We start from the raw sequence: 23,774 nt of genomic DNA, 5'->3' as shown, positions 1-23,774 counted from the left end.
GAAGATTTATGACAATTCAACATACTCAAGATTTAGCTCAAATTCGCGCTATGGTGCCAGAGATGCGCCGCGTGAAATGTATTCACTTTATCGGCATTGGTGGGGCAGGGATGAGTGGTATTGCCGAAGTGCTGCTTAACGAAGGCTACCAAATCTCAGGTTCAGATATCGCTGAAAACCCAGTGACAGAGCGTTTAACGCAAAAAGGTGCCACTGTCTATATCGGCCACGCAGAAGAGAACGTTGCTAAAGCGAGCGTAGTGGTGGTTTCCACCGCGATTAATGAAGAGAACCCTGAGATTATTGCCGCGCGAGCAGCGCGTATTCCGGTGGTGCGCCGTGCAGAGATGTTGGCAGAGTTGATGCGATTCCGCCACGGCATTGCCGTTGCGGGTACGCATGGTAAAACAACGACCACAGCGCTAGTTACTCAGATCTACTCAGAAGCTGGTCTCGATCCAACCTTCGTCAACGGCGGATTGGTTAAGAGTGCAGGTACCAATGCGCGCTTAGGTTCTAGCCGTATCTTGATTGCGGAAGCAGACGAGAGCGACGCGTCCTTCTTACACCTTCAACCTATGGTGAGCATCGTAACTAATATCGAAGCGGATCATATGGATACTTATGGTGGGGATTTCGAGACCTTAAAGCAAACTTTCATCGATTTCTTACATAATCTGCCATTTTACGGCCAAGCGATTGTTTGTATTGACGATCCTGTTGTACGAGAATTGGTGCCGAAGATCAGTCGCCAAGTGATTACCTATGGTTTCTCTGAAGACGCGGATGTACGCATTGATAACTACCGTCAAGAAGGTCAGCAAGGTAAGTTCACGGTTATCCGTCAAGGCAAAGCAGACCTCGATATTACGCTCAATATTCCGGGTCGCCACAATGCCTTGAATGCTTCAGCTGCGATTGCGGTTGCGACCGAAGATGATATTGCAGACGAAGCGATTTTGAATGCGATGGCGGGCACACAAGGCACAGGCCGTCGATTTGACCATCTGGGTGAGTTTGACACGGGTAATGGTCAGGCAATGTTGGTTGATGACTACGGACACCACCCGACAGAAGTCGATGTGACCATTCAAGCAGCACGCAATGGTTGGAAAGATAAGCGTCTAGTGATGATCTTCCAACCTCACCGCTATAGCCGAACGCGCGATCTTTACGATGATTTCGCCAATGTTCTAGAGCAAGTGGATGTTCTGATCATGCTCGATGTTTATTCGGCAGGTGAGAAACCAATTGCCGGGGCAGATGGTCGGGCTCTATGCCGTACGATTCGCAGTCGTGGCAAGCTTGATCCAATTTTTGTCCCTGAAAGCAAGGCGTTACCTTCAGTTCTCGCTAATGTTTTACAAGATGGTGACTTAGTACTAACTCAGGGCGCGGGTGATGTCGGTAAAGTAGCTAAACAGCTTGCTGCTTTTGAGTTAAGTATCGATAAGATGACTCAGGCCTAGTTAAAACATCGAATTTTGGGTATTTGCGTCACTTATTGCATTTTAAGTAGCGATTTATCACTTTCAGTGTTTGATACTTTCTAGGACGCCAGTATAATCCGAAGGTTAAAGTAAGTGCTTTTGCCTCTATTATACGAATTGGGATAGGGAAAAAATAAGCGAGCTAATGGCAAGGACTATGGACTTTGATTAAAAGTGCTTTTAATGAAGGCCGTCGTTTAACCGCTATGCCACTAGTAAAAGAGCATGCCCTCGGTGGTAGTTTCTTGCTGGTGGTCTTGTTGTTAATTGGCTCCCTCCTCTACTCAACGATTACTTGGATGTGGGACGATCAACGTCTACCCCTTTCAAAAATCGTGCTTCAGGGCGAATTACACTATGTATCTGCTTTAGATGTTCAACGAGCTTTTGCTCGGCTTGAGCATGTCGGTACATTTATGTCTCAGGATGTGGATGTGTTGCAGAACATGGCGGAGTCGATCCCTTGGGTTTCTCATGCTTCTATTCGTAAGCAGTGGCCAGACACGGTTAAAGTTTTTCTGACAGAGCACCATGCAGAGGCGATCTGGAATGGGAATGCTTTGCTCAATGATTACGGTCAGGTATTTGATGGTGATATTGGCAAACTGGAAGAAGAACGCGTCAAGCTATACGGGCCGCAAGGCACCAGTGAAGAAGTTCTTCAGGTATGGCGAGACATTAGTCCGCGATTTGAAGCACTTAACCTAATGATCACATCGTTAGTTTTAAATGATCGTCGAGCGTGGCAAATCATCCTCGATAATGGCATTCGTTTAGAGCTTGGCAAAGAGTCGTTAGAAGAGCGAATAGAGCGCTTTATCTCTCTTTACAAGAATTTGGGTAGTGACACTCAGCGAGTGAGCTACATAGACCTCAGGTATGATACGGGAGCATCAATAGGATGGTTCCCAGAACAAGAGTTAGCACAAGAGACTACAGATGACTAAGACCGCTGATGACAACATTATTGTTGGTCTTGATATAGGCACTGCTACCGTATCGGCTCTCGTAGGCGAAGTATTGCCTGATGGTCAAATTAACATTATTGGCGCAGGCAGTAGTCCGTCTCGCGGGATGGACAAGGGCGGCGTTAACGACCTTGAATCGGTAGTAAAATCGGTTCAGCGCGCCGTTGACCAAGCTGAATTGATGGCCGAGTGCCAAATTAGCAATGTTTTTATTTCGCTTTCAGGGCGCCACATTGCGAGCCGTATTGAAAAAGGTATGGGAACTATCTCTGATGAAGAGGTTTCTCAAGAAGATATGGATCGTGCAATCCATACGGCAAAATCGATCAAAATTGGTGACGAACAGCGCATTCTGCATGTAATTCCTCAAGAATTTACGATTGATTACCAAGAAGGGATTAAAAATCCGCTAGGTTTATCAGGAGTGCGCATGGAAGTCAGCGTACACCTAATTTCTTGTCACAATGATATGGCAAGAAATATTATTAAAGCGGTTGAGCGCTGCGGGCTTAAAGTTGAACACCTAGTCTATTCCGGTTTAGCAGCAAGCAATGCTGTGATTACCGAAGATGAGCGTGAGCTCGGTGTATGTGTAGTTGATATTGGTGCTGGTACTATGGATGTTTCCATTTGGACTGGCGGCGCGCTACGTCATACTGAAGTGTTCTCTTATGCTGGTAACGCAGTGACAAGCGATATCGCCTTTGCTTTCGGTACACCAGTGAGTGATGCGGAAGAGATAAAAGTAAAATATGGCTGTGCTCTTAGTGAGCTAGTCAGTAAAGATGACACGGTTAACGTTCCTAGCGTTGGCGGGCGTCCATCACGCAGTTTGCAAAGACAGACACTGTCTGAAGTGATTGAGCCCCGTTATACTGAGCTTATGGGGCTGGTTAATCAAACCATCGATACAGTTCAAGAAAAGCTGCGCGAAGAAGGGATTAAACATCACCTAGCAGCAGGTGTGGTGCTCACTGGTGGAGCGGCACAGATTGAAGGACTGGTCGAGTGTGCGGAACGCGTTTTCCGCAACCAAGTCAGAGTCGGCAAACCTCTAGAGGTAAGCGGCTTAACGGATTATGTAAAAGAGCCGTATCATTCTACGGCAGTTGGTTTACTTCATTATGCAAGAGACAGTCAAATTAACGACGATACTGAGTACAACGAGCCAGCGCGTTCGTCAGTAACGGGGTTGTTTGGTCGTTTGCGTAATTGGATACAAAAAGAGTTTTAACCTGAGCGGCAGGAAAAACGGAGATAACACATGTTTGAACCGATGATGGAAATGTCTGACGACGCAGTTATTAAGGTCGTTGGGGTTGGTGGCGGTGGCGGTAACGCCGTTGAACACATGGTACGTGAATCCATCGAAGGTGTTGAGTTCATTAGTATTAATACTGATGCTCAGGCGCTTCGTAAAACCAGTGTGAATAGTGTTATTCAGATTGGTGGTGATATGACCAAAGGTCTTGGTGCTGGTGCGAATCCTCAAGTAGGACGTGACGCAGCTCTCGAAGATCGCGATCGCATTAAAGAAGAGCTAAACGGTGCCGATATGGTATTTATCGCAGCTGGTATGGGCGGTGGTACTGGTACAGGTGCAGCTCCTGTTATTGCAGAAGTGGCAAAAGAGCTAGGCATCCTAACGGTTGCTGTAGTTACTAAGCCATTTAGCTTCGAAGGCAAAAAGCGTTTAGCTTTTGCTGAGCAAGGTATCGAAGAGCTTTCTAAGCACGTGGACTCGTTAATTACGATTCCTAACGAGAAGCTTCTTAAGGTACTTGGCCGTGGTATTACACTACTTGAAGCCTTTGCTAGCGCGAACGATGTATTAAAGAATGCAGTACAAGGTATTGCAGAACTGATTACTCGTCCAGGCATGATTAACGTCGACTTTGCTGACGTAAGAACAGTGATGTCAGAAATGGGTCATGCCATGATGGGTAGCGGTGTTGCTAAAGGCGAAGATCGCGCTGAAGAAGCGGCAGAAATGGCAATTTCTAGCCCACTTCTAGAAGATATCGATCTTGCTGGAGCACGCGGTGTGTTGGTTAACATCACGGCAGGTCTAGACATGCGTCTAGATGAGTTCGAAACCGTAGGTAACACAGTTAAAGCGTTTGCTTCAGATAATGCAACAGTCGTAATCGGTACTTCATTAGATCCTGATATGGCTGATGAAATCCGTGTGACCGTTGTTGCTACTGGTATTGGTAACGAGAAGAAACCTGACATTACTTTAGTTGCGGGTGGCAAAGCGAAAGTCGCTCCTGTTGCTCAACCGCAGACTCAACCACAAACGGCACCTGCTCAGCAGACTGTCAATAAAGTGGAAGAAAAAGCGGCACCAACTTTGCAAGAGAAACCTCAGGTAACTCCTCAGCCAACGACATCAACACCGTCTGGTTCGGGTGCGGGTCAAAGTGCAGCAGCGCCTAAGGCAGATAAAGAAAGCGGCTATCTTGATATCCCTGCGTTCTTACGTCGTCAAGCTGACTAAAAAAACTACAATTTGACACTGTTCAATTTTGTGGTAGCATGCACGGTCAATGTCGCAATTGACCGTGATTTGTAGCATTTTTACTGAGGCAAAGTAGATGATCAGACAACGTACTCTGAAAGAAATAGTGAAAACAACTGGTGTGGGTCTCCACTCTGGTCGTAAAGTCACGCTTACTCTGCGCCCTGCTGCTGCAAATACTGGCATCGTTTATCGCCGTACCGATGTGAATCCTCCAGTTGATTTTCCTGCGGACCCTGAGTCTGTACGCGATACAATGCTATGTACAGCACTGGTTAACGACGAAGGTGTACGTATCTCTACTGTTGAGCACTTAAATGCAGCTCTAGCGGGAATGGGTATCGATAACATCGTCGTAGAAGTTGATGCACCAGAAATTCCAATTATGGATGGCAGTGCTAGCCCGTTCGTATTCTTGCTCCAACAAGCAGGCATCGAAGAGCAAAATGCACCGAAACGCTTTATTCGAATCAAAAAGCCAGTGCGCTTTGAAGATGACGATAAGTGGGCAGAGTTTGTGCCATTCAACGGTTTCCGTATGGATTTCGAAATTGAGTTCAACCACCCAGCTATTGAATCTGATGAACAGCACCTACTGTTTGATTTCTCATCGCAAGGCTTTGTTAAAGACATCTCTCGTGCACGTACTTTTGGTTTCATGCGCGATATTGAGTACTTACAGTCACAAAACCTATGTCTAGGTGGTAGCTTCGATTGTGCAATCGTACTGGATGAATACCGCATTCTTAACGAAGAAGGTCTGCGCTTTGACAATGAGTTTGTTACTCACAAAGTGTTGGATGCTATCGGTGACCTTTATATGTGTGGTCACCCAATTATTGGTGAATTCCGTGCGTTTAAATCAGGTCACGGTTTGAACAACCAACTACTTCGTTCAGTGCTTGCAGACCAAGAAGCATGGGAATGGGTAACCTTCGAAGAAGAAGCAACCTCTCCAGTTGCATTTGCAGAACCAAACATGGTTATGGCATAACAAGATTGATTAAGAAAGCCAGACGAAAGTCTGGCTTTTTTGTTTTCTGGCCTTTCCAAAATAAGCTTTAGGCTTTGCTTGCCTGTCTCGGCTAATCTTGATCTTTTTTAGCCAGTTTTGCCAAGCTCTCTAATCTCGCTTTGACTTTAGGCGAGGCGCCTGTTGCGATCATTTCTAAATACTGCGCTGCGGTACCGGATATTGGGTCACGAGGTTTTGCTTTATCTTCACTGCGATTCTTACTTCGATACAGTTCAGGGTTGATCTGAACGCTTACCGCAATCAAGCGAGCAAACCCTTTTGATCTTAGCTGATTCAAGATACTTAATCGCTCGTAATCAATTTTCATCTTGATCCCGGCACTTGCCACTTCGAGGATCAATTGGTTATCGCGAATATTTGCCACCCGGCAATGATCTTCCGTACCTCTTGGTAGGATCGATTTTAATTCTTTGTTGATCAACATGATCTCTTTGGCATGTTGTTGCAATTGAGATAGTCGTGAATCCCCAATTATCTCATCCCCTAACGTCGGGCGGTGATCTCTCATGTTGAGCCTCTAATCAAATCGACAACTCTATTTTAGTCAATGCTCTAGAGCGAAGATAGAGCTTAATGCGAATAAACTTCCATCATATAACGAGAAAAAATAAAGAATGCTTCAAACAAATCACCTTGTTATTGGTTGTAAGAGGCAAAATTTCATAAACTATGCGCCACTTATAGTGATATAAGCCTTGAAATCTATAGTTGTCATCACAATATCTGAGGAAAGTGATTTATCTCAGTATTGCAGGGCGAACTTACCTTTCGAGATGATTTTTGCAGTAGTTTGTAACTTTATTATGCAAGGCAGAGCTTGCGCATAGTAGCTAGCCTACATAAGCAAGCGATAACGTAGCAGAATGAAGTTACAAACACTGCCCAAAGGGTTCGGCTAAAAGCGTTTTATTCTTTGTTGCAAAAAACTAATTTAGAGTACTAAACTGCGTTTCTTGCGCCGCGACTAAAACGTTTTTAGCTCGAACAAAATTTTACCTCGAAAGGTAAGTTCGCCCTATGTTCAAAACTGTTAGAGACTGAAGGCATTAAAAGTAGATCGGGCCCGATCTGGATAAAGAGAGATTCATAGCAAATGATAACTAAGCTACTGACAAAAGTGATTGGTAGTCGCAATGACCGAACACTGCGCCGTCTGAGAAAGATTGTAAAAGAGATTAATAACTACGAACCAACATTTGAAGCACTTTCAGATGAAGAGCTAAAAGCGAAAACTGTTGAGTTCCGTCAGCGTTTAGAACAGGGTGAAACTCTAGATAAACTACTACCAGAAGCGTTTGCGACAGTGCGTGAAGCGTCTAAGCGTGTTTACGGCATGCGTCATTTCGACGTTCAGCTTATCGGTGGTATGGTACTGAACGCTGGTCAAATTGCAGAGATGCGTACAGGTGAAGGTAAAACGCTAACTGCAACACTTCCTGCTTATCTCAATGCGCTGCCTGGTAAAGGCGTGCATGTGGTTACCGTCAACGACTACCTAGCAAAGCGTGACGCGGAAACCAACCGCCCCCTATTCGAATTCTTAGGTATGTCTGTTGGTGTAAACGTACCGAACATGCCTCCTCAAGAGAAAAAAGAAGCTTACCTAGCGGATATTCTTTACGGTACAAACAACGAATTTGGTTTCGACTACCTACGTGACAACATGGCATTCCGCGCTGAAGACCGTGTACAACGCGAACGTTTCTTCGCCGTAGTCGATGAAGTGGACTCGATTCTTATCGATGAAGCGCGTACACCGCTTATTATCTCTGGCCCTGCCGAAGACAGCTCTGAGCTATACATTCGTATCAATACTTTGATTCCTCATCTGCAAAAGCAAGATCAGGAAGACTCAGAAGAGTACCGCGGTGATGGTCACTACACGGTAGATGAAAAATCGAAGCAAGTTCACCTGACAGAAACTGGTCAAGAGTTTGTTGAAGAGCTAATGATCAAAAATGGTCTGATGGAAGAGGGCGATACGCTTTACTCTCCAGCCAACATCAGCCTACTGCATCACGTGAATGCAGCACTTCGCGCCCATGTACTGTTTGAAAAGAACGTAGACTATATCGTTAATGAAGACGGCGAAGTCGTTATCGTTGATGAACACACGGGCCGTACTATGCCTGGTCGTCGTTGGTCTGAAGGTCTTCACCAAGCGGTAGAAGCGAAAGAAGGCGTTAAGATCCAAAACGAAAACCAAACATTGGCATCGATTACCTTCCAGAACTTCTTCCGTCTATACGAAAAACTGTCAGGTATGACAGGTACGGCAGATACAGAAGCGTTCGAATTCCAGTCTATCTACGGATTGGAAACGGTTGTTATCCCAACCAACAAACCAATGATTCGTAACGATATGCCAGATGTGGTTTATCGTACCGAAGCGGACAAGTTCAATGCGATTATCGAAGATATCAAAGATCGCGTTGCTAAAGGCCAGCCATCTCTTGTGGGTACCGTGTCTATCGAGAAATCTGAGCTTCTTTCTAATGCCCTGAAGAAAGCTAAGATTAAGCACAACGTACTTAATGCTAAGTTCCACGAGAAAGAAGCGGAGATCGTTGCAGAAGCAGGTACACCTGGCGCAGTAACGATTGCAACCAACATGGCCGGTCGTGGTACCGATATCGTGTTGGGTGGTAGCTGGCAGGCTCAAGTTGAGAAGCTAGACAACCCAACTCAAGAACAAATCGACAAGATTAAAGCTGACTGGAAAGTGGTCCATGACCAAGTGCTAGAAGCGGGCGGTCTGCACATTATTGGTACAGAGCGTCACGAATCTCGCCGTATCGATAACCAGCTACGCGGTCGTTCTGGTCGTCAAGGTGATGCGGGTTCATCTCGTTTCTACCTATCGATGGAAGACTCACTACTGCGTATATTCACCTCTGATCGTATGGCAAGCTTGATTCAAAGCGGTATGGATGAAGGTGAGGCAATCGAATCTAAGATGCTGTCTCGCTCAATCGAAAAAGCACAACGTAAAGTGGAAGGTCGTAACTTCGACATTCGTAAACAGCTACTTGAATACGATGATGTTGCCAACGACCAACGTAAAGTGGTGTACGAGCTACGTGATGAATTGATGGTAGTTGAAGACATCAGTGAGATGATCGAGCAGAACCGTCAAGATGTTCTAACTTCAGTTATCGATGAATACATTCCACCGCAATCTCTAGAAGACATGTGGGATGTGGAAGGTCTCCAAGAGCGCTTGAAGAATGACTTCGATCTTGATGCGCCGGTGAAACAGTGGCTTGAAGAAGATGACAAACTTTACGAAGAAGCACTGCGTGAGAAGATCATCGAAACAGCGATCACTGTTTACAAACAGAAAGAAGAAGTGGTTGGCGAGCAAGTGCTGCGCAACTTCGAGAAATCTGTGATGCTACAAACGCTAGATACGCTTTGGAAAGAGCACCTAGCTGCAATGGACCACCTTCGCCAAGGTATTCACCTACGTGGTTACGCACAGAAGAACCCGAAACAAGAGTACAAGCGCGAGTCGTTTGAACTGTTTGAAGGTCTACTTGATGCGTTGAAGTCAGATGTGATTACTATTCTGTCTAAAGTTCGCGTACAGCAGCAAGAAGAAGTAGAGCGCATGGAAGAGCAGCGCCGTGCTCAAGCTGAAGAGGCGGCTCGCCGTGCCCAAGCGCAACATGCATCAGCGCAAAGCCAGCTTGCAGATGGTGGAGAAGAGGCCGAAGGCGCGCACCAACCTATGGTTCGCGAAGAGCGTAAAGTTGGTCGTAACGAGCCTTGCCCATGCGGTAGCGGTAAGAAGTATAAGCAGTGTCACGGCAAAATCGGATAAGGTTTGATGAATCGTTGCTGTAACTCATGACTGCTGCGTTGATGGTACTCACTTACTGGCGTAAGCTCCGTGCCATCGCCTTGCATTCATAGCGTTACAGCTTAGCTTCATGCAAACTTATACAACTAAATTAGAGTCGCTTAGGCGGCTCTTTTTATATCTAATGGTTATCTCAAAAATAGTCAGCCGCAATGTAGGGCATGACAATGGAAAGTAAATAGGAAGTCTGATGAAACGAATTCATATCGTCGCCGGAATTATCTTCAATCAAGATAAATCTCAGGTGTTTATTACTAAGCGCTCTGATGACAAACATAAAGGCGGCTTTTGGGAGTTTCCTGGTGGTAAGGTCGAGCAGGGCGAAACGATCGAGCAAGCCATGGTTCGCGAACTTGAAGAAGAGATTGGCATTATCACGACTGAGCAAGCGCTGTTTGAACACCTTGAGTTTGACTACCCTGACAAGTCGTTGAAGTTTGATTTTATGACGGTGACACAGTTTGAAGGTCAGCCTTATGGCAAAGAAGGGCAACAAGGCGAGTGGGCGGCGATCGCTGATCTCTCTAACTATGCATTTCCTGAAGCCAATGTCCCGATCCTAGAGCGCGTGATTAAAGAGTTTTCCTAAACGATCAAATTTTCTTAAACGATCAAAGCCCCCTAGCCAGCGGTAGTGAATACTGTTAGTTTTAATGGATTGGCTAAAAAAACGATTATTCGAAACGGAGATATGCAATGGTACGTATTGCAGTTGCAGGAGCAGCAGGCCGAATGGGCCGTAACCTAGTTAAAGCAACTTACCTAAATCAGCAGGCGCATGTTGGCGCGGGTTCAGAGCGACCAGAATCTTCACTCGTGGGTGTGGATGTCGGTGAACTGTGCGGCGAAGGTAAGTTTGATGTTGTTCTGACTGACGACCTAGCAAAAGAGATTGAAAACTTTGATGTCATCATCGACTTCACGGCGCCAGCAAGCACGCTTGTTAACTTGGAGCTGTGTCGTCAACACGGTAAGAGCATTGTTATTGGCACGACGGGGTTCACCGATCAAGAGCGAGAGCTCATCGATACGATTGCCAAAGAAGTACCTGTAGTGATGGCACCGAACTACTCGGTTGGCGTTAACTTGGTCTTTAAGCTTCTTGAGAAAGCGGCCAAGGTGATGGGTGATTACTGCGATATTGAAATTGTCGAAGCACACCACCGTCATAAAGTAGATGCGCCTTCTGGTACGGCTATTGGCATGGGTGAAGCGATTGCCGATGCGATGGGTAACAAGCTCAATGATGTCGCTGTCTATGCTCGTGAAGGTATTACCGGTGAGCGTACTAAAGATGAGATAGGCTTTGCTACGATTCGAGCGGGTGACATTATTGGTGAGCACACGGCAATGTTTGCTGATATCGGTGAGCGTGTTGAGGTGACCCATAAAGCGACTGACCGTATGACCTTTGCTAATGGTGCTGTTAAAGCCGCCGTTTGGCTAAATGAGAAGCCAGCAGGCTTCTATACCATGACCGATGTGTTAGGGCTCAATGAACTGTAAATCAATAATTATGCGCTGGGCTTGCCCGGCGCTTTTTGTATCTAGCCAGTAACGCTCGCTTAATAAACCAGGTGGAGTACGCTGGTTATATGGATTTTTAGTGCCTATTTTGGCTGTTCTGATGTATTTTTTGTTTTAACTTCTTAAAAATCCCGGTTAACTTAGTTTGTTCAACGTTTGCGCAAAAAGTGAAAACAAAACTGTGATCTGTAATGAGTGAAAAATGACACAATTCATAAATTTTTCATCTCACCCTCCCAATGCTCTGACTAAACTTTGTTTTTTAGCCATCTAAAACCCTTTTTTGATTTAACTGCCCTAAATGTCTAACTTATTTTCACGACTCTGTTGACACAAATCACAACCATCATTAGAATACCGCCAATTTGTCTAATTTCCATAAACACGCACTTTTGAGTGTTGCAGGAAGGTAGATTTGCAAATTAAATCAATTTAAATGCATTTTTATTCCGGAGGTTGTCTTGAGCAAGTCAGCACTGCTAGTCCTAGAAGATGGGACAGTATTTCACGGTGAATCCATTGGCGCAGATGGTTCTGCTGTCGGTGAAGTCGTTTTTAACACCTCGATGACGGGGTACCAAGAAATCCTCACTGATCCTTCCTATTCTCAACAAATTGTTACTCTTACTTACCCTCACATTGGCAATACCGGAACCAATTCCGAAGATGAAGAATCCTCTTCAATCCACGCACAAGGCCTTGTGATTCGCGACCTTCCTCTTATCGCTTCTAACTTCCGTAACGAACAATCCCTTTCAGACTACCTTAAATCGCAAAACATCGTCGGCATTGCTGATATCGATACGCGTAAGCTCACGCGCATTCTGCGTGAGAAAGGTGCACAGAACGGTTGTATCATAGCAGGTAACAACCTAGACGAGGCTCTAGCGCTAGCTAAAGCGAAAGAATTCCCTGGCCTAAAAGGTATGGACCTTGCGAAAGAAGTTACAACAAAAGAAGCGTATCAATGGAAACAAGGTTCGTGGACGCTTGAGGGTGGACTTCCTGAGGCGAAAGACGACAGCGAACTGCCATATCACGTTGTTGCCTACGACTTCGGTGCAAAACGCAACATCCTGCGTATGCTTGTTGATCGCGGCTGCCGCCTAACGGTTGTTCCTGCTGAAACTTCAGCAGAAGAAGTATTGGCTCTTAACCCAGACGGTGTGTTCTTATCAAACGGCCCGGGTGACCCAGAACCATGTACTTACGCGATTGAGGCGACAAAAGTATTCCTTGAAAAAGGCCTACCAATTTTCGGTATCTGTCTTGGTCACCAAATCCTAGCGCTTGCTTCTGGCGCTCAAACGGTGAAGATGAAGTTTGGTCACCACGGTGCAAACCACCCAGTTAAAGACCTAGACCGTAACGTTGTAATGATTACTTCTCAGAACCACGGTTTTGCTGCGGATGAAGCAACACTGCCTGAGAATCTACGTGCCACTCACGTATCGCTATTTGATGGCTCACTGCAAGGTATTCACCGTACAGACAAGCCAGCGTTTAGCTTCCAAGGTCACCCAGAGGCGAGCCCAGGTCCAGAAGATGCGGCACCGCTATTTGACCACTTTATCGAACTCATTAAACAACACAGCGCTTAATTCGGAGTAGTAGAGAATGCCAAAACGTACTGACTTAAAAAGTATTCTAATTCTAGGTGCAGGCCCGATTGTTATCGGTCAGGCATGTGAGTTTGACTACTCTGGTGCTCAAGCATGTAAAGCACTGCGTGAAGAGGGTTACCGAGTTATCCTTGTAAACTCTAACCCTGCAACCATCATGACTGACCCAGACATGGCGGATGCAACTTACATTGAACCAATCCAGTGGGAAGTGGTTCGCAAGATCATCGAGAAAGAGCGCCCAGATGCGGTTTTACCAACTATGGGTGGTCAGACTGCGCTTAACTGTGCTCTAGACCTAGAAAAGCACGGCGTACTTGAAGAGTTCGGCGTAGAGATGATTGGTGCAACGGCTGATGCTATCGATAAAGCAGAAGACCGTTCTCGCTTCGATAAAGCGATGAAGTCTATCGGCCTTGAGTGTCCACGTGCCGATACGGCGAAAACAATGGAAGAAGCTTACGGCGTCCTAGAGATGGTTGGCTTCCCTTGTATCATTCGTCCTTCATTTACTATGGGTGGTACCGGTGGTGGTATCGCTTATAACAAAGAAGAGTTCGAAGAGATTTGTCGTCGCGGTCTAGACCTTTCGCCAACTAACGAGCTTTTAATCGATGAATCACTCATCGGTTGGAAAGAGTACGAGATGGAAGTGGTTCGCGACAAAGCGGACAACTGTATCATCGTATGTGCGATTGAAAACTTCGACCCAATGGGTATCCACACAGGTGACTCAATCACAGTAGCGCCAGCTCAGACTCTAACGGATAAAGAGTACCAGTTGATGCGTAATGCCTCTCTAGCGGTACTACGTGAGATCGGTGTAGAAACAGGTGGTTCAAACGTACAGTTTGGTATCAACCCGAAAGATGGCCGTATGGTTATCATCGAGATGAACCCTCGTGTATCTCGCTCTTCTGCACTAGCATCTAAAGCGACAGGTTTCCCAATCGCTAAGATTGCAGCGAAACTGGCTGTTGGCTTTACGCTTGATGAGCTACAAAACGATATCACGGGTGGTGCAACTCCTGCATCATTCGAACCTACTATCGACTACGTAGTGACTAAGATTCCTCGCTTTAACTTCGAGAAATTTGCTGGCGCTAACGACCGTCTAACGACTCAGATGAAGTCAGTAGGTGAGGTTATGGCAATTGGTCGTAACCAACAAGAATCGCTACAAAAAGCACTTCGCGGCCTAGAAGTTGGCGCGACTGGCTTTGATGAAATGGTTGACCTAGATGCGCCAGATGCTCTAACTACTATTCGTCACGAACTAAAAGAAGCGGGCGCTGAGCGTATTTGGTACATCGCTGACGCATTCCGTGCAGGTATGTCTGTTGATGGTGTATTCAACCTAACGCAAATCGACCGTTGGTTCCTAGTTCAAATCGAAGACCTAGTGAAGCTTGAGCAAGAGCTTAAAGCAAAAGGCTTTGCTGGTCTGAACAAAGAAGAACTACAAAAACTGAAGCGTAAAGGTTTCGCAGATGCTCGCCTATCTAAGATTCTAGGTGTGTCTGAAAGCGAAATCCGTCGCCTACGTGACCAGTACGATATCCACCCAGTTTACAAGCGTGTAGATACCTGTGCGGCTGAGTTCTCTTCTGATACCGCTTACATGTACTCATCTTACGATGACGAGTGTGAAGCGAACCCAACGGACAAAGAGAAGATCATGATTCTTGGCGGTGGTCCTAACCGTATCGGCCAAGGTATTGAATTCGACTACTGTTGTGTACACGCATCACTTGCACTACGTGAAGATGGCTACGAAACCATCATGGTTAACTGTAACCCTGAGACAGTTTCAACAGACTATGATACTTCTGACCGTCTGTACTTCGAACCAGTAACACTGGAAGACGTACTAGCAATCGCTCGCGTTGAGAAACCAAAAGGCGTTATCGTTCAGTACGGTGGTCAAACGCCACTGAAACTGGCTCGCGCACTTGAAGCAGCAGGCGTGCCTATCATCGGTACTAGCCCAGATGCTATCGACCGTGCAGAAGACCGTGAGCGCTTCCAAGTTGCTGTTGACCGTTTAGGTCTTTTACAGCCAGAGAACGCGACGGTAACAACAATGGAACAAGCGGTAGAGAAAGCGCGTGAAATTGGTTACCCATTAGTTGTACGTCCTTCATACGTACTGGGTGGTCGTGCGATGGAAATCGTATACGACGAGCAAGATCTACGTCGCTACTTCAACGAAGCAGTCAGCGTATCGAACGAATCTCCAGTTCTTCTTGATAGTTTCCTAGACGACGCTGTTGAAGTGGATATCGATGCTATCTGTGACGGTGAGCGCGTAGTGATTGGCGGTATCATGGAGCACATCGAGCAAGCAGGTGTTCACTCAGGTGACTCAGCATGTTCTCTTCCTGCATACACGCTAAGCCAAGAAATCCAAGACGTAATGCGTGAGCAAGTTGAAAAGCTAGCGTTCGAGTTGGGTGTTCGTGGTCTGATGAACACGCAGTTTGCGGTTAAGAACAACAAAGTATACCTAATCGAGGTGAATCCTCGTGCAGCGCGTACTGTACCGTTCGTATCGAAAGCAACAGGCGCACCAATCGCTAAGATTGCGGCACGTGTTATGGCGGGCCAATCTCTAGAAACTCAAGGCTTCACTAAAGAAATCATCCCACCATACTACTCTGTAAAAGAAGTGGTGCTACCGTTCAACAAGTTCCCAGGTGTTGACCCTCTGTTAGGCCCAGAAATGCGCTCAACAGGTGAAGTAATGGGTGTCGGTGCAACATTCGCAGAAGCTTACGCAAAAGCAGAGCTAGGTTGTGGCAAGGTATACCCAGAAGGTGGCCGCGCGCTACTGTCTGTTCGTGAAGGCGATAAAGAGCGTGTTGTAGACCTAGCGTCTAAGCTGTCTAAGCTTGGTTACCAGCTGGATGCGACTCACGGTACAGCGGTTATTCTAGGTGAAGCGGGTATCAACCCACGTCTAGTTAACAAGGTACACGAAGGTCGTCCGCACATTCTTGACCGTATCAAGAACAATGAGTACACCTACATCGTTAACACGGCGGCAGGTCGTCAAGCGATTGAAGACTCAAAAGTACTTCGCCGTGGCGCACTAGCAGAGAAAGTGAACTACACCACAACGTTAAATGCAGCATTTGCAGCTTCTATGGCTCATACTGCTGACGCGTGTGCATCTGTAGCATCGGTTCAAGAGCTACACGCAAAAGTGAAAGCGAACGAAGCGTAATAAAAATCAGTAAGCTCAACTGAGAGCTTATATGACAACCTCATAGCCCACTCATTTGAGTGGGCTTTTTTTGTCCTCATTAATGAATAATTGGAATGAATTAAAGTCTAATCTTTCTCTAAGAGAATTGTTAACTTGGTGATATTTTGGTTGATAGAAACTGATAACCGATTGATTGAGAATGGAACTGACACTTGAAATACTGACGATACTCTTCTTTGTGGCGACCGCTGCAGGCTTCATTGACGCCATGGCAGGGGGCGGAGGACTGCTTACTCTGCCTGCGCTACTGGCGGCGGGTGTCCCTCCGACTCAAGCGCTCGCGACAAACAAGCTTCAGAGTTCATTTGGCAGCTTTTCTGCCAGTTGGTATTTCGTGCGCAACGGGATTGTCAGCATTAAAGAGATGCGCCTTGCGATTGTTTGTACTTTTGTTGGCTCGGCAGTGGGGGCAGAAGCCGTCCAGTACATAGACGCCGGGGTACTGACGAGTCTAATTCCGATTTTGTTGGTTGCGATCTCGCTCTACTTCCTCATGATGCCGAAAGCGAAACAGCACAAAGGTGAGGCCAAATTATCTGAAGCCATGTTTGCTTTCTCGGTTGGCGGAGGCGTCGGCTTTTATGATGGCTTCTTTGGCCCGGGTACAGGGTCGATATTCACAGTTTGCTTTGTTGCACTAGGTCACTTCTCGCTAGTGGATGCGACGGCGCGTACTAAAGTGCTTAACTTCACCTCCAATATTGCGGCGCTGCTGTTCTTTATTTTTGCCGGTTTGCCGATTTGGGAGTTAGGGCTTGTGATGGCTGTTGGCGGATTCATTGGGGCGCGGCTCGGCGCTAAAGTGGTGGTGACAAAAGGACAACAATGGATTCGCCCATTAGTGATAACAATGTCGATGTTGATGGCAGCTAAGTTATTGTGGCAAGAGCATTCGCAGTGGTTACTCTCTTTAATTGCTTAGGGTTTTAGTGAGTTGGGATTAAGTGACGTGTTTGCTGACTTGGCTACCGAAGCGACCACTTTATCAACTAGGATTTTAATTCGTTGATTTTTATACGAAGAAGCACGTAGGCACACATGCAGCGGGCGATAGAGTGGTTGTAGCTGCTCGAAGTGATGGCAATGCTGTCGCTTGATTTTTAGCGTTTGGATGACGGATAACGGCACTAAAGCTGGGGCAATACCAGAAAGGGCAAGCTGAGCTGCGGCAGCATAAGAGTCCATCTCCATCACTGGTGTCATAGCCAGATTGTTGAGGATCTTTAGCTGATAGGTGTTAGCGGTATTGGCAAGATCATTGGTAATGATCGTGCTCGGCAGCTGCTTAAGAGGAGTATCGGCGACTATAAAAAACGGCTCGTCGACGAGGTGAAATGTTTTGAGTCCATGCTGGGGAGGAAGCAAACCCGCGCATATACCTAAGTGCGCTTTGCCAGACTGAACATGCTCAACGATACGCGGTGTATGATTGGTGGTGATGCGAATGTAAGGATCAGTTTTAAAGTGCTCACCAAGGATATCTGCAAGGTAACTGGCGACTAACGTTTCAGAGCAATCGACGCTTATTGTGCTCTGCTCCTCCATCGATTGTTGCTCATAGATACGCCCTCTCAGTTCATTGAAGGTGGGGCCAATACTCTCGATAAGATTGAGCGCATCTTGTGTCAGCTGAACATTTCTTCCATCTGGAACAATCAGCTTTTTACCTAGTTTCTTCTCAAGGTTGGCAATGCGTTTGCTGACCGCTGATTGGCTGATATAGAGTTGGCTACCAGTACGGCTCATGGTCTTGGCCTTACTGAGCGCTAACAGTGTTTCTATACCTTCTAACAGCATGTCGTCGTATCCCAAAGAGTCGAACAGGTGTGATACTGTACCCAATAAAAAAGCGGCGCTCAATGAGCGCCGCTTTTAAAATCGATTATCTGAGAATTATAGAGACTCAGTAAAAGTACGTGCGATTACGTCGCGCTGCTGCTCTTGAGTTAGAGAGTTGAAACGTACTGCGTAGCCAGAAACGCGGATAGTTAGCTGAGGGTAGTTTTCTGGGTTAGCCACTGCGTCTTCTAGAGTTTCACGCTTAAGAACGTTCACGTTTAGGTGCTGACCGCCCTCGATACGTGGTGCTGTTTCGATAGCAACTTCACGGCTTTCGTATTCGCCTAGCTCGTTGATCGCAACAACTTGATCAGCTTCGAAGCCAGAGTTCGCTGCTACACAACGCGCTTCGTTCTTCTCGCTGTCTAGAAGCCAGATTGAGTTCAGTAGATCGTCGTTAGCTGCTTTTGTAATTTGAATACCTTGGATCATCACTATCTCCTAGTCCACTTTAGTGGTTTATTGGTGTTAATTTTCGAATTTTATTGAGCTACGTATTATATAGCGAATATCCCTTATGATAATATTGATTTAAGTCAAAAAACAACCAAAAACATCATTTTTCTAAAGGTTATTTTCTTGTTCTAAATCAATAAAATCTTTGAAAACAATATGGTTACAATATATTTGATAATATAAAAAATATTTAATAACTCATTTTGTTGTAATATTACTACAAAATGAGGCTAAAAATTGAACTTGGTCATCTAAGTGGCTGTAAATAGGTTCATAGTCTGAAAGTATAAAGTGATTAAATGACAATGCGTAAAAATCCGTTTGGTAATAAGTATATTGGTGCCCATGTTTCTGCTGCTGGTGGTGTCGATCAAGCGCCGCTAAGAGCGAGAGAAATTGGCGCGAATGCGTTTGCTCTATTTACTAAGAATCAACGCCAATGGGTGGCAAAACCGTTAGAAGAAAAAACCATCCGAGCGTTTCGGGCAAATTGCCAAATGTTAGGTTTCAGTAGTGAGCAGATACTTCCTCACGATTCCTACCTCATCAACCTTGGTGCTCCAGAAGAAGAGAAACTAGCCAAATCTCGCGCGGCTTTTATAGATGAAATGGAAAGGTGTAATCAGTTGGGTTTAACCCTGCTCAATTTTCATCCTGGGAGTCATTTAAAGAAGATATCTGAGAGAGAGTGCTTAGCGCGAATAGCGGAGTCGATTAATCTTGCCCATCAAACGGTGCCTAATGTTATTGCTGTGATTGAGAACACCGCAGGACAGGGAACGAACCTTGGTTGGCGATTTGAACATCTAGCCGAGATTATCGAGCAGGTAGAGGATAAGTCTCGCGTTGGTGTTTGCATTGATACTTGCCATACCTTTGCCGCAGGCTATGACTTGAGCAGCTTTGATGCCTGCGAGGCAACGTTTGCTGAGTTCGACCGCGTTGTCGGTATGCATTATTTAAGGGCAATGCACATTAACGACTCAAAGATTGCCTTAGGCGGCAAGGTCGATAGGCATCACGCACTAGGCAAAGGAGAAATTGGTTGGGACTGTTTTGAATACATAGCAAAAGATCCTCGTTTTGATTCTATCCCATTGATCTTAGAAACGATTGAGCCCGAGGTTTGGCCTGATGAGATCGATCAATTACGTGCTTTTCACGCACAAGTACAAGCAGAAATAACTAACTAAGTAAAAGGTGGCATCAATTTTTCATAGTCATTAATGAAATTGATAATATGAGGATGCCACTATGCCATATTCATACCGAAATATTAGTGTACGCCCAGCGCGCTTACCTGCGCCGAATCGCCACATTACCGGTCAAGGTCACTATCGAACCCCGCAGAGAAACTAGCTAATTTAGCTCTAAATACCTTGTTCCTTTTACATATTCTGCCAAAATCGAGGCAGGCATACAGTAAGAGGAACAGAACATGGGTGCGTCTTTAACTTGGCAAGATGTTATTGGAGCGGAAAAACAGCAGGAGTACTTTCAGCAGACTCTGGCGTTTGTTGAGCAAGAAAGAGCGGCAGGTAAGGTCGTTTATCCGCCTGCGCCAGATGTCTTTAACGCCTTTCGCGCCACTGAGTTTGGAGACGTAAAGGTCGTAATCATCGGCCAAGATCCTTATCACGGCCCAAACCAAGCGCATGGACTCTGTTTCTCGGTTCTACCTGGTGTTAAGACGCCACCATCTTTGGTCAATATGTACAAAGAACTCGCACAAGATATTGAAGGCTTTCAAATTCCGCAGCACGGCTATTTACAAAGTTGGGCTGAGCAAGGGGTTCTGCTACTCAATACTGTCTTGACCGTAGAACAGGGTAAAGCGCACTCACATTCTAAAACTGGCTGGGAAACCTTTACGGATAAAGTGATTGAAGCGCTTAATCAGCACCAATCGGGCGTGGTGTTTTTACTTTGGGGAGCGCATGCACAGAAAAAAGGGCGCTTTATCGATCGCGACAAACACTTTGTGCTTGCGGGGCCGCATCCTTCTCCACTCTCTGCTCACAGAGGCTTTTTCGGTTGTCGTCATTTTTCGCAGACCAATCAAATTTTGCAGCAACAAGGTAAATCAATGATTGAATGGCGACTACCTTTACATATAGAAGGGTAACTCGGTTTCTATGATGTTTGCCTAATTTTCGAACAAGTTCAAAGCACGCCAGTAGCTTCTCTTATACACTTATAAAAAGTAGGTGTTAAGGAGAAACGCTATGATGATTGAAAGGATTAGGCGCGAACATGGTTATATGGTGCGTTTACTGGCGCTTCTTCGCCATAAGTTGGCGATGCTAAAGAGTGAGCGTCAGGTAAACTACGCGGTTCTGAAAGAGTTGGTTGATTACCTTGCTAACCATTCAGAGAAAGTTCACCACCCTAAAGAAGACATCCTTTACCGTTACTATCTTGAGCACTATGGCCATCACCATGAGATTGACAACCTAGAGTTGGAGCATCAGACATTATCGGAAAAGACCCATGCTTTCTTAAACGTGGTTGATATGGTGCTGCAAGATGCGGTGATCCCGCAGGATATGTTTATCGAACAGTTGGAGTCATTTCTCGATGCTCAAAAACAGCATTTAGAAACCGAAGAGAAGCGTATCTTCCCCTATTTGATTGAGACGTTTACGGTCAAAGATTGGCAAGCAGTCGAAGAGCAATGGAGCGTTTGTGAAGACGACCCAGTGTTCGGGGCAACGATCGCAGAGCAATACGCCCAGCTAGCGGAGCGAGTCCACCAAACTGAGCATGAATGTATCTAGCGTAAACAAAAAAGAGGCGAACAATCGCCTCTTTTCTAAATTCTAATACTCAAGTTTATCTAGATCATCAAAGCCGATATCCATGTCCATCAGCTCTTTTTGTAGACGCTGACGGTCTTTTATCGCCTCAATTTCACGCCATTTGCGCTTTACGGGTTTAGAACGAGCCGTGCGTCCTTTGGGAAAGTCCTGTTCCAATAGTTCTTCAAAGTTTAAGCCTTCCATAAGCTACCTCTTTATGATTTTTATCCCTCTAAATGGGGCAGGTTTTTAATACCATATTCAAAACAACAGTAACCTTGATTCGTTTCTCATTTGTTACGTTTCAATGAAGTTTTTACGCATATTGTGCGAGCAAGTCACAAATTTTGGCCATCATATTGGCGTTTTTTTGAACACTTAAACTGACGAAAACGATTAAATTGAACATTTGAGAATGTTAACTCGGTGTGCACATCACTATCACTATTGTGGATATTCAATCAGGTGAGCATCCTTAGTCACCAAGTTAGCTTATTTTACGGGCATTCATTTTGTAATTGAGGTTTGACGCCTTATCTAGCAAGGGGATTCGATTGGTTAGCGACGCATATGAAATTATGTTTCGTAATATGCGTGATGTTGTAATCTCTTTTATTGTTTGTTTGTGGTTTGTTGGTTTTTTGTGTTGTTGTGTGTTAATTGGTGGTGATGATATGGTGAAAAATAACAATTATACGCAGTTATTTTCATATTGATTTTTCCACATCTTCACTGCATTATCCGCCCGTCAAAAAATACGCTGACACGTAAAATGGAAGCACGAAGCGAGTTTTACAGGTCTAAACTGCATAAAACAACAAAATCAATGCTAAGCAATCTTGACACTTAGTCGAGCAGTTAGATGGATGGCTTGGACGCAGAGGTCAGCGAAAACTCACTATGAGGATGTTATGACAGACTTAATCAATTTAATGAATGACCTTCTATGGGGTTCTATTCTTGTTTACCTTCTGGTCGGTGTGGGAATCTACTTTACAGTCCGTCTGGGCTTTATTCAGTTCCGCCACTTTGGCCATATGTTCTCTGTTCTAAAAAACAGCCGCAAAGCAGATAAAGCTGGTATCTCTTCTTTCCAAGCACTTTGTACAAGCTTAGCTGCACGTGTCGGTACTGGTAACATGGCAGGTGTTGCTGTCGCTCTGACTGCGGGTGGCCCAGGCGCCATTTTTTGGATGTGGCTCATTGCTATGTTAGGTATGGCAACATCATTCGCCGAAAGTACCTTAGCGCAGTTGTACAAAACCAAAGATGATGATGGCAACTACCGTGGTGGCCCAGCGTACTACATGGAGAAAGGTCTAGGTATGCGTTGGATGGGTGTACTGTTCTCAGTATTCCTAATTATCGCTTTTGGCCTTGTTTTCAATGCAGTACAAGCTAACTCAATTGCTAATGCAATGAACAATGCCTTCGGTTGGGAAGATACCTACGTAGGTATCGCAGTCGTGTTGATTTCATCGATTGTTATTTTTGGTGGTATCAAGCGTATTGCTAGAGTGGCTGAGCTGGTTGTTCCACTAATGGCGCTGGCTTACTTACTACTAGCAATGTTCGTTATGCTGACTAACCTAGAGAAGCTTCCTGCCGTTCTTACTCTGATCTTTAAGAGTGCGTTTGGCTTGCAAGAAGCGGCTGCTGGTGGCCTTGGCTACGCAATCGCACAGGCGATGATCAACGGTATTAAGCGCGGTCTATTCTCAAACGAAGCCGGTATGGGTTCAGCACCAAACGCAGCAGCTTCTGCGACGCCATATCCTCCACACCCAGCATCACAAGGTTACGTGCAGATGTTAGGTGTGTTTATGGATACTATCGTTATCTGTTCAGCAACCGTGGCTATTATCCTAATGTCAGGTGAATATGTACCACACGGTGAAGTAACAGGTATCGAACTAACGCAAACGGCTTTGAGTTCTCAAGTCGGCGAGTGGGGCGGCATCTTTGTTGCTGTGGCGATCTTCTTCTTTGCCTTTACTTCAATCATTGCCAACTACTCTTATGCAGAAACCAACCTAATCTTCTTAGAGCACAACCACAAAGCGGGTCTTGGTATCTTCCGTATCATCGTTTTGGGTATGGTGATGTTTGGTGCCGTGGCTTCTCTACCAGTTGTATGGGCTCTAGCAGACGTTTCTATGGGTCTAATGGCGATTGTTAACTTGGTGGCGATTATTCTGCTATCAGGCATCGTTATTAAACTAGCGAAAGACTACAACCGCCAGCTAGACGAAGGTAAAGTGCCGACGTTTGATTCAAACGACTTCCCAGAGCTGAAGTCTCAGCTTGAGGATGGTATTTGGGATCAGAGCAAAAAAGATTAATAGTTAGCCTCTATTAAAACGATTCAAAAAGCCATGCAGACATTG

General features: G+C 45.6%; 19 protein-coding genes. 15 read left to right on the top strand and 4 right to left on the bottom strand.

The window, feature by feature from the left end; genetic code table 11:
• Window positions 1-8: 8 nt before the first annotated feature.
• The 5 genes from murC to lpxC all read left to right on the top strand — a co-directional run bounded on the left by murC (window position 9) and on the right by lpxC (window position 5,973).
• Window positions 9-1,469, top strand: coding sequence for a UDP-N-acetylmuramate--L-alanine ligase (murC, locus tag LYZ37_RS11945; protein WP_004744952.1), 1,461 nt, complete (start codon window positions 9-11; stop codon window positions 1,467-1,469).
• 185 nt (window positions 1,470-1,654) lie between these two features.
• Entirely contained in the window at window positions 1,655-2,437 is a 783-nt protein-coding gene (locus LYZ37_RS11940; RefSeq protein ID WP_171323051.1) for a cell division protein FtsQ/DivIB, read from the top strand.
• Complete coding sequence (gene ftsA / locus LYZ37_RS11935; RefSeq protein ID WP_069667120.1) at window positions 2,430-3,692, top strand: cell division protein FtsA; 1,263 nt, start codon at window positions 2,430-2,432, stop codon at window positions 3,690-3,692. Before LYZ37_RS11940 ends, ftsA begins: the two co-directional genes overlap by 8 nt.
• A gap of 30 nt (window positions 3,693-3,722) precedes the next feature.
• Window positions 3,723-4,958 (top strand): cell division protein FtsZ, encoded by a 1,236-nt coding sequence (gene ftsZ, locus LYZ37_RS11930; protein ID WP_004744949.1) that lies wholly within the window; start codon window positions 3,723-3,725, stop codon window positions 4,956-4,958.
• Between the two features lie 97 nt (window positions 4,959-5,055).
• Complete coding sequence (gene lpxC / locus LYZ37_RS11925; protein ID WP_171323049.1) at window positions 5,056-5,973, top strand: UDP-3-O-acyl-N-acetylglucosamine deacetylase; 918 nt, start codon at window positions 5,056-5,058, stop codon at window positions 5,971-5,973.
• 91 nt (window positions 5,974-6,064) lie between these two features.
• Here lpxC and LYZ37_RS11920 read toward each other — a convergent pair whose 3' ends face one another.
• Window positions 6,065-6,523, bottom strand: a complete 459-nt coding sequence (locus tag LYZ37_RS11920; RefSeq protein ID WP_272785622.1) for a DUF721 domain-containing protein — start codon at window positions 6,521-6,523, stop codon at window positions 6,065-6,067.
• Window positions 6,524-7,108: 585 nt separating this feature from the next.
• Between LYZ37_RS11920 and secA the strand changes: the two genes are divergently transcribed.
• The 6 genes from secA (at window position 7,109) to LYZ37_RS11890 (ending at window position 17,216) form a co-directional block, all read left to right on the top strand.
• Window positions 7,109-9,838: a preprotein translocase subunit SecA gene (gene secA, locus LYZ37_RS11915; RefSeq protein WP_272785621.1), complete on the top strand. Its 2,730-nt coding sequence runs from the start codon at window positions 7,109-7,111 to the stop codon at window positions 9,836-9,838.
• 229 nt (window positions 9,839-10,067) lie between these two features.
• Window positions 10,068-10,466 (top strand): 8-oxo-dGTP diphosphatase MutT, encoded by a 399-nt coding sequence (gene mutT, locus LYZ37_RS11910; RefSeq protein ID WP_272785620.1) that lies wholly within the window; start codon window positions 10,068-10,070, stop codon window positions 10,464-10,466.
• Window positions 10,467-10,573: 107 nt separating this feature from the next.
• The gene (gene dapB, locus LYZ37_RS11905; protein ID WP_171381838.1) at window positions 10,574-11,383 is read left to right on the top strand and encodes a 4-hydroxy-tetrahydrodipicolinate reductase; all 810 of its coding nucleotides are present in this window, start codon (window positions 10,574-10,576) and stop codon (window positions 11,381-11,383) included.
• A 482-nt stretch (window positions 11,384-11,865) separates the two neighbouring features.
• Window positions 11,866-13,005: a glutamine-hydrolyzing carbamoyl-phosphate synthase small subunit gene (gene carA, locus LYZ37_RS11900; protein WP_272785618.1), complete on the top strand. Its 1,140-nt coding sequence runs from the start codon at window positions 11,866-11,868 to the stop codon at window positions 13,003-13,005.
• A gap of 16 nt (window positions 13,006-13,021) precedes the next feature.
• Window positions 13,022-16,252, top strand: coding sequence for a carbamoyl-phosphate synthase large subunit (gene carB / locus LYZ37_RS11895; protein ID WP_272785617.1), 3,231 nt, complete (start codon window positions 13,022-13,024; stop codon window positions 16,250-16,252).
• Between the two features lie 181 nt (window positions 16,253-16,433).
• Window positions 16,434-17,216 carry a TSUP family transporter gene (locus LYZ37_RS11890; protein WP_272785616.1) on the top strand — a complete coding sequence of 261 codons (783 nt, stop codon included), beginning with the start codon at window positions 16,434-16,436 and terminating at the stop codon, window positions 17,214-17,216.
• On the opposite strand, the gene LYZ37_RS11885 is transcribed toward LYZ37_RS11890, so the two are convergent.
• Both LYZ37_RS11885 and grcA read right to left on the bottom strand, forming a co-directional pair.
• Entirely contained in the window at window positions 17,213-18,091 is an 879-nt protein-coding gene (locus tag LYZ37_RS11885; RefSeq protein ID WP_272785615.1) for a LysR family transcriptional regulator, read from the bottom strand. The two genes, LYZ37_RS11890 and LYZ37_RS11885, sit on opposite strands and share 4 nt — an antisense overlap.
• Window positions 18,092-18,187: 96 nt before the next feature.
• Window positions 18,188-18,565 carry an autonomous glycyl radical cofactor GrcA gene (gene grcA, locus LYZ37_RS11880; RefSeq protein ID WP_004744938.1) on the bottom strand — a complete coding sequence of 126 codons (378 nt, stop codon included), beginning with the start codon at window positions 18,563-18,565 and terminating at the stop codon, window positions 18,188-18,190.
• 323 nt (window positions 18,566-18,888) lie between these two features.
• Between grcA and nfo the strand changes: the two genes are divergently transcribed.
• The 3 genes from nfo (at window position 18,889) to LYZ37_RS11865 (ending at window position 21,366) form a co-directional block, all read left to right on the top strand.
• Window positions 18,889-19,782 carry a deoxyribonuclease IV gene (gene nfo / locus LYZ37_RS11875; protein WP_272785614.1) on the top strand — a complete coding sequence of 298 codons (894 nt, stop codon included), beginning with the start codon at window positions 18,889-18,891 and terminating at the stop codon, window positions 19,780-19,782.
• Between the two features lie 245 nt (window positions 19,783-20,027).
• Window positions 20,028-20,714 carry a uracil-DNA glycosylase gene (gene ung / locus LYZ37_RS11870; protein ID WP_272785613.1) on the top strand — a complete coding sequence of 229 codons (687 nt, stop codon included), beginning with the start codon at window positions 20,028-20,030 and terminating at the stop codon, window positions 20,712-20,714.
• A gap of 100 nt (window positions 20,715-20,814) precedes the next feature.
• Window positions 20,815-21,366, top strand: a complete 552-nt coding sequence (locus LYZ37_RS11865) for a hemerythrin domain-containing protein (protein WP_272785612.1) — start codon at window positions 20,815-20,817, stop codon at window positions 21,364-21,366.
• A 42-nt stretch (window positions 21,367-21,408) separates the two neighbouring features.
• On the opposite strand, the gene LYZ37_RS11860 is transcribed toward LYZ37_RS11865, so the two are convergent.
• On the bottom strand, window positions 21,409-21,591 hold the full coding sequence (locus tag LYZ37_RS11860; protein WP_004744935.1) for a DUF3545 family protein: 183 nt from the start codon (window positions 21,589-21,591) through the stop codon (window positions 21,409-21,411).
• Between the two features lie 707 nt (window positions 21,592-22,298).
• On the opposite strand from LYZ37_RS11860, the gene LYZ37_RS11855 reads away from it, so the two are divergent.
• Entirely contained in the window at window positions 22,299-23,729 is a 1,431-nt protein-coding gene (locus LYZ37_RS11855; protein ID WP_272785611.1) for an alanine/glycine:cation symporter family protein, read from the top strand.
• Window positions 23,730-23,774 lie beyond the last annotated feature (45 nt).

Origin of the sequence: Vibrio tubiashii (assembly GCF_028551255.1) — a bacterium.
Lineage (GTDB): Bacteria > Pseudomonadota > Gammaproteobacteria > Enterobacterales > Vibrionaceae > Vibrio > Vibrio tubiashii_B.
Note: the sequence above shows the minus strand (reverse complement) of the source record. Positions and strands in the feature narration are given on the sequence as shown.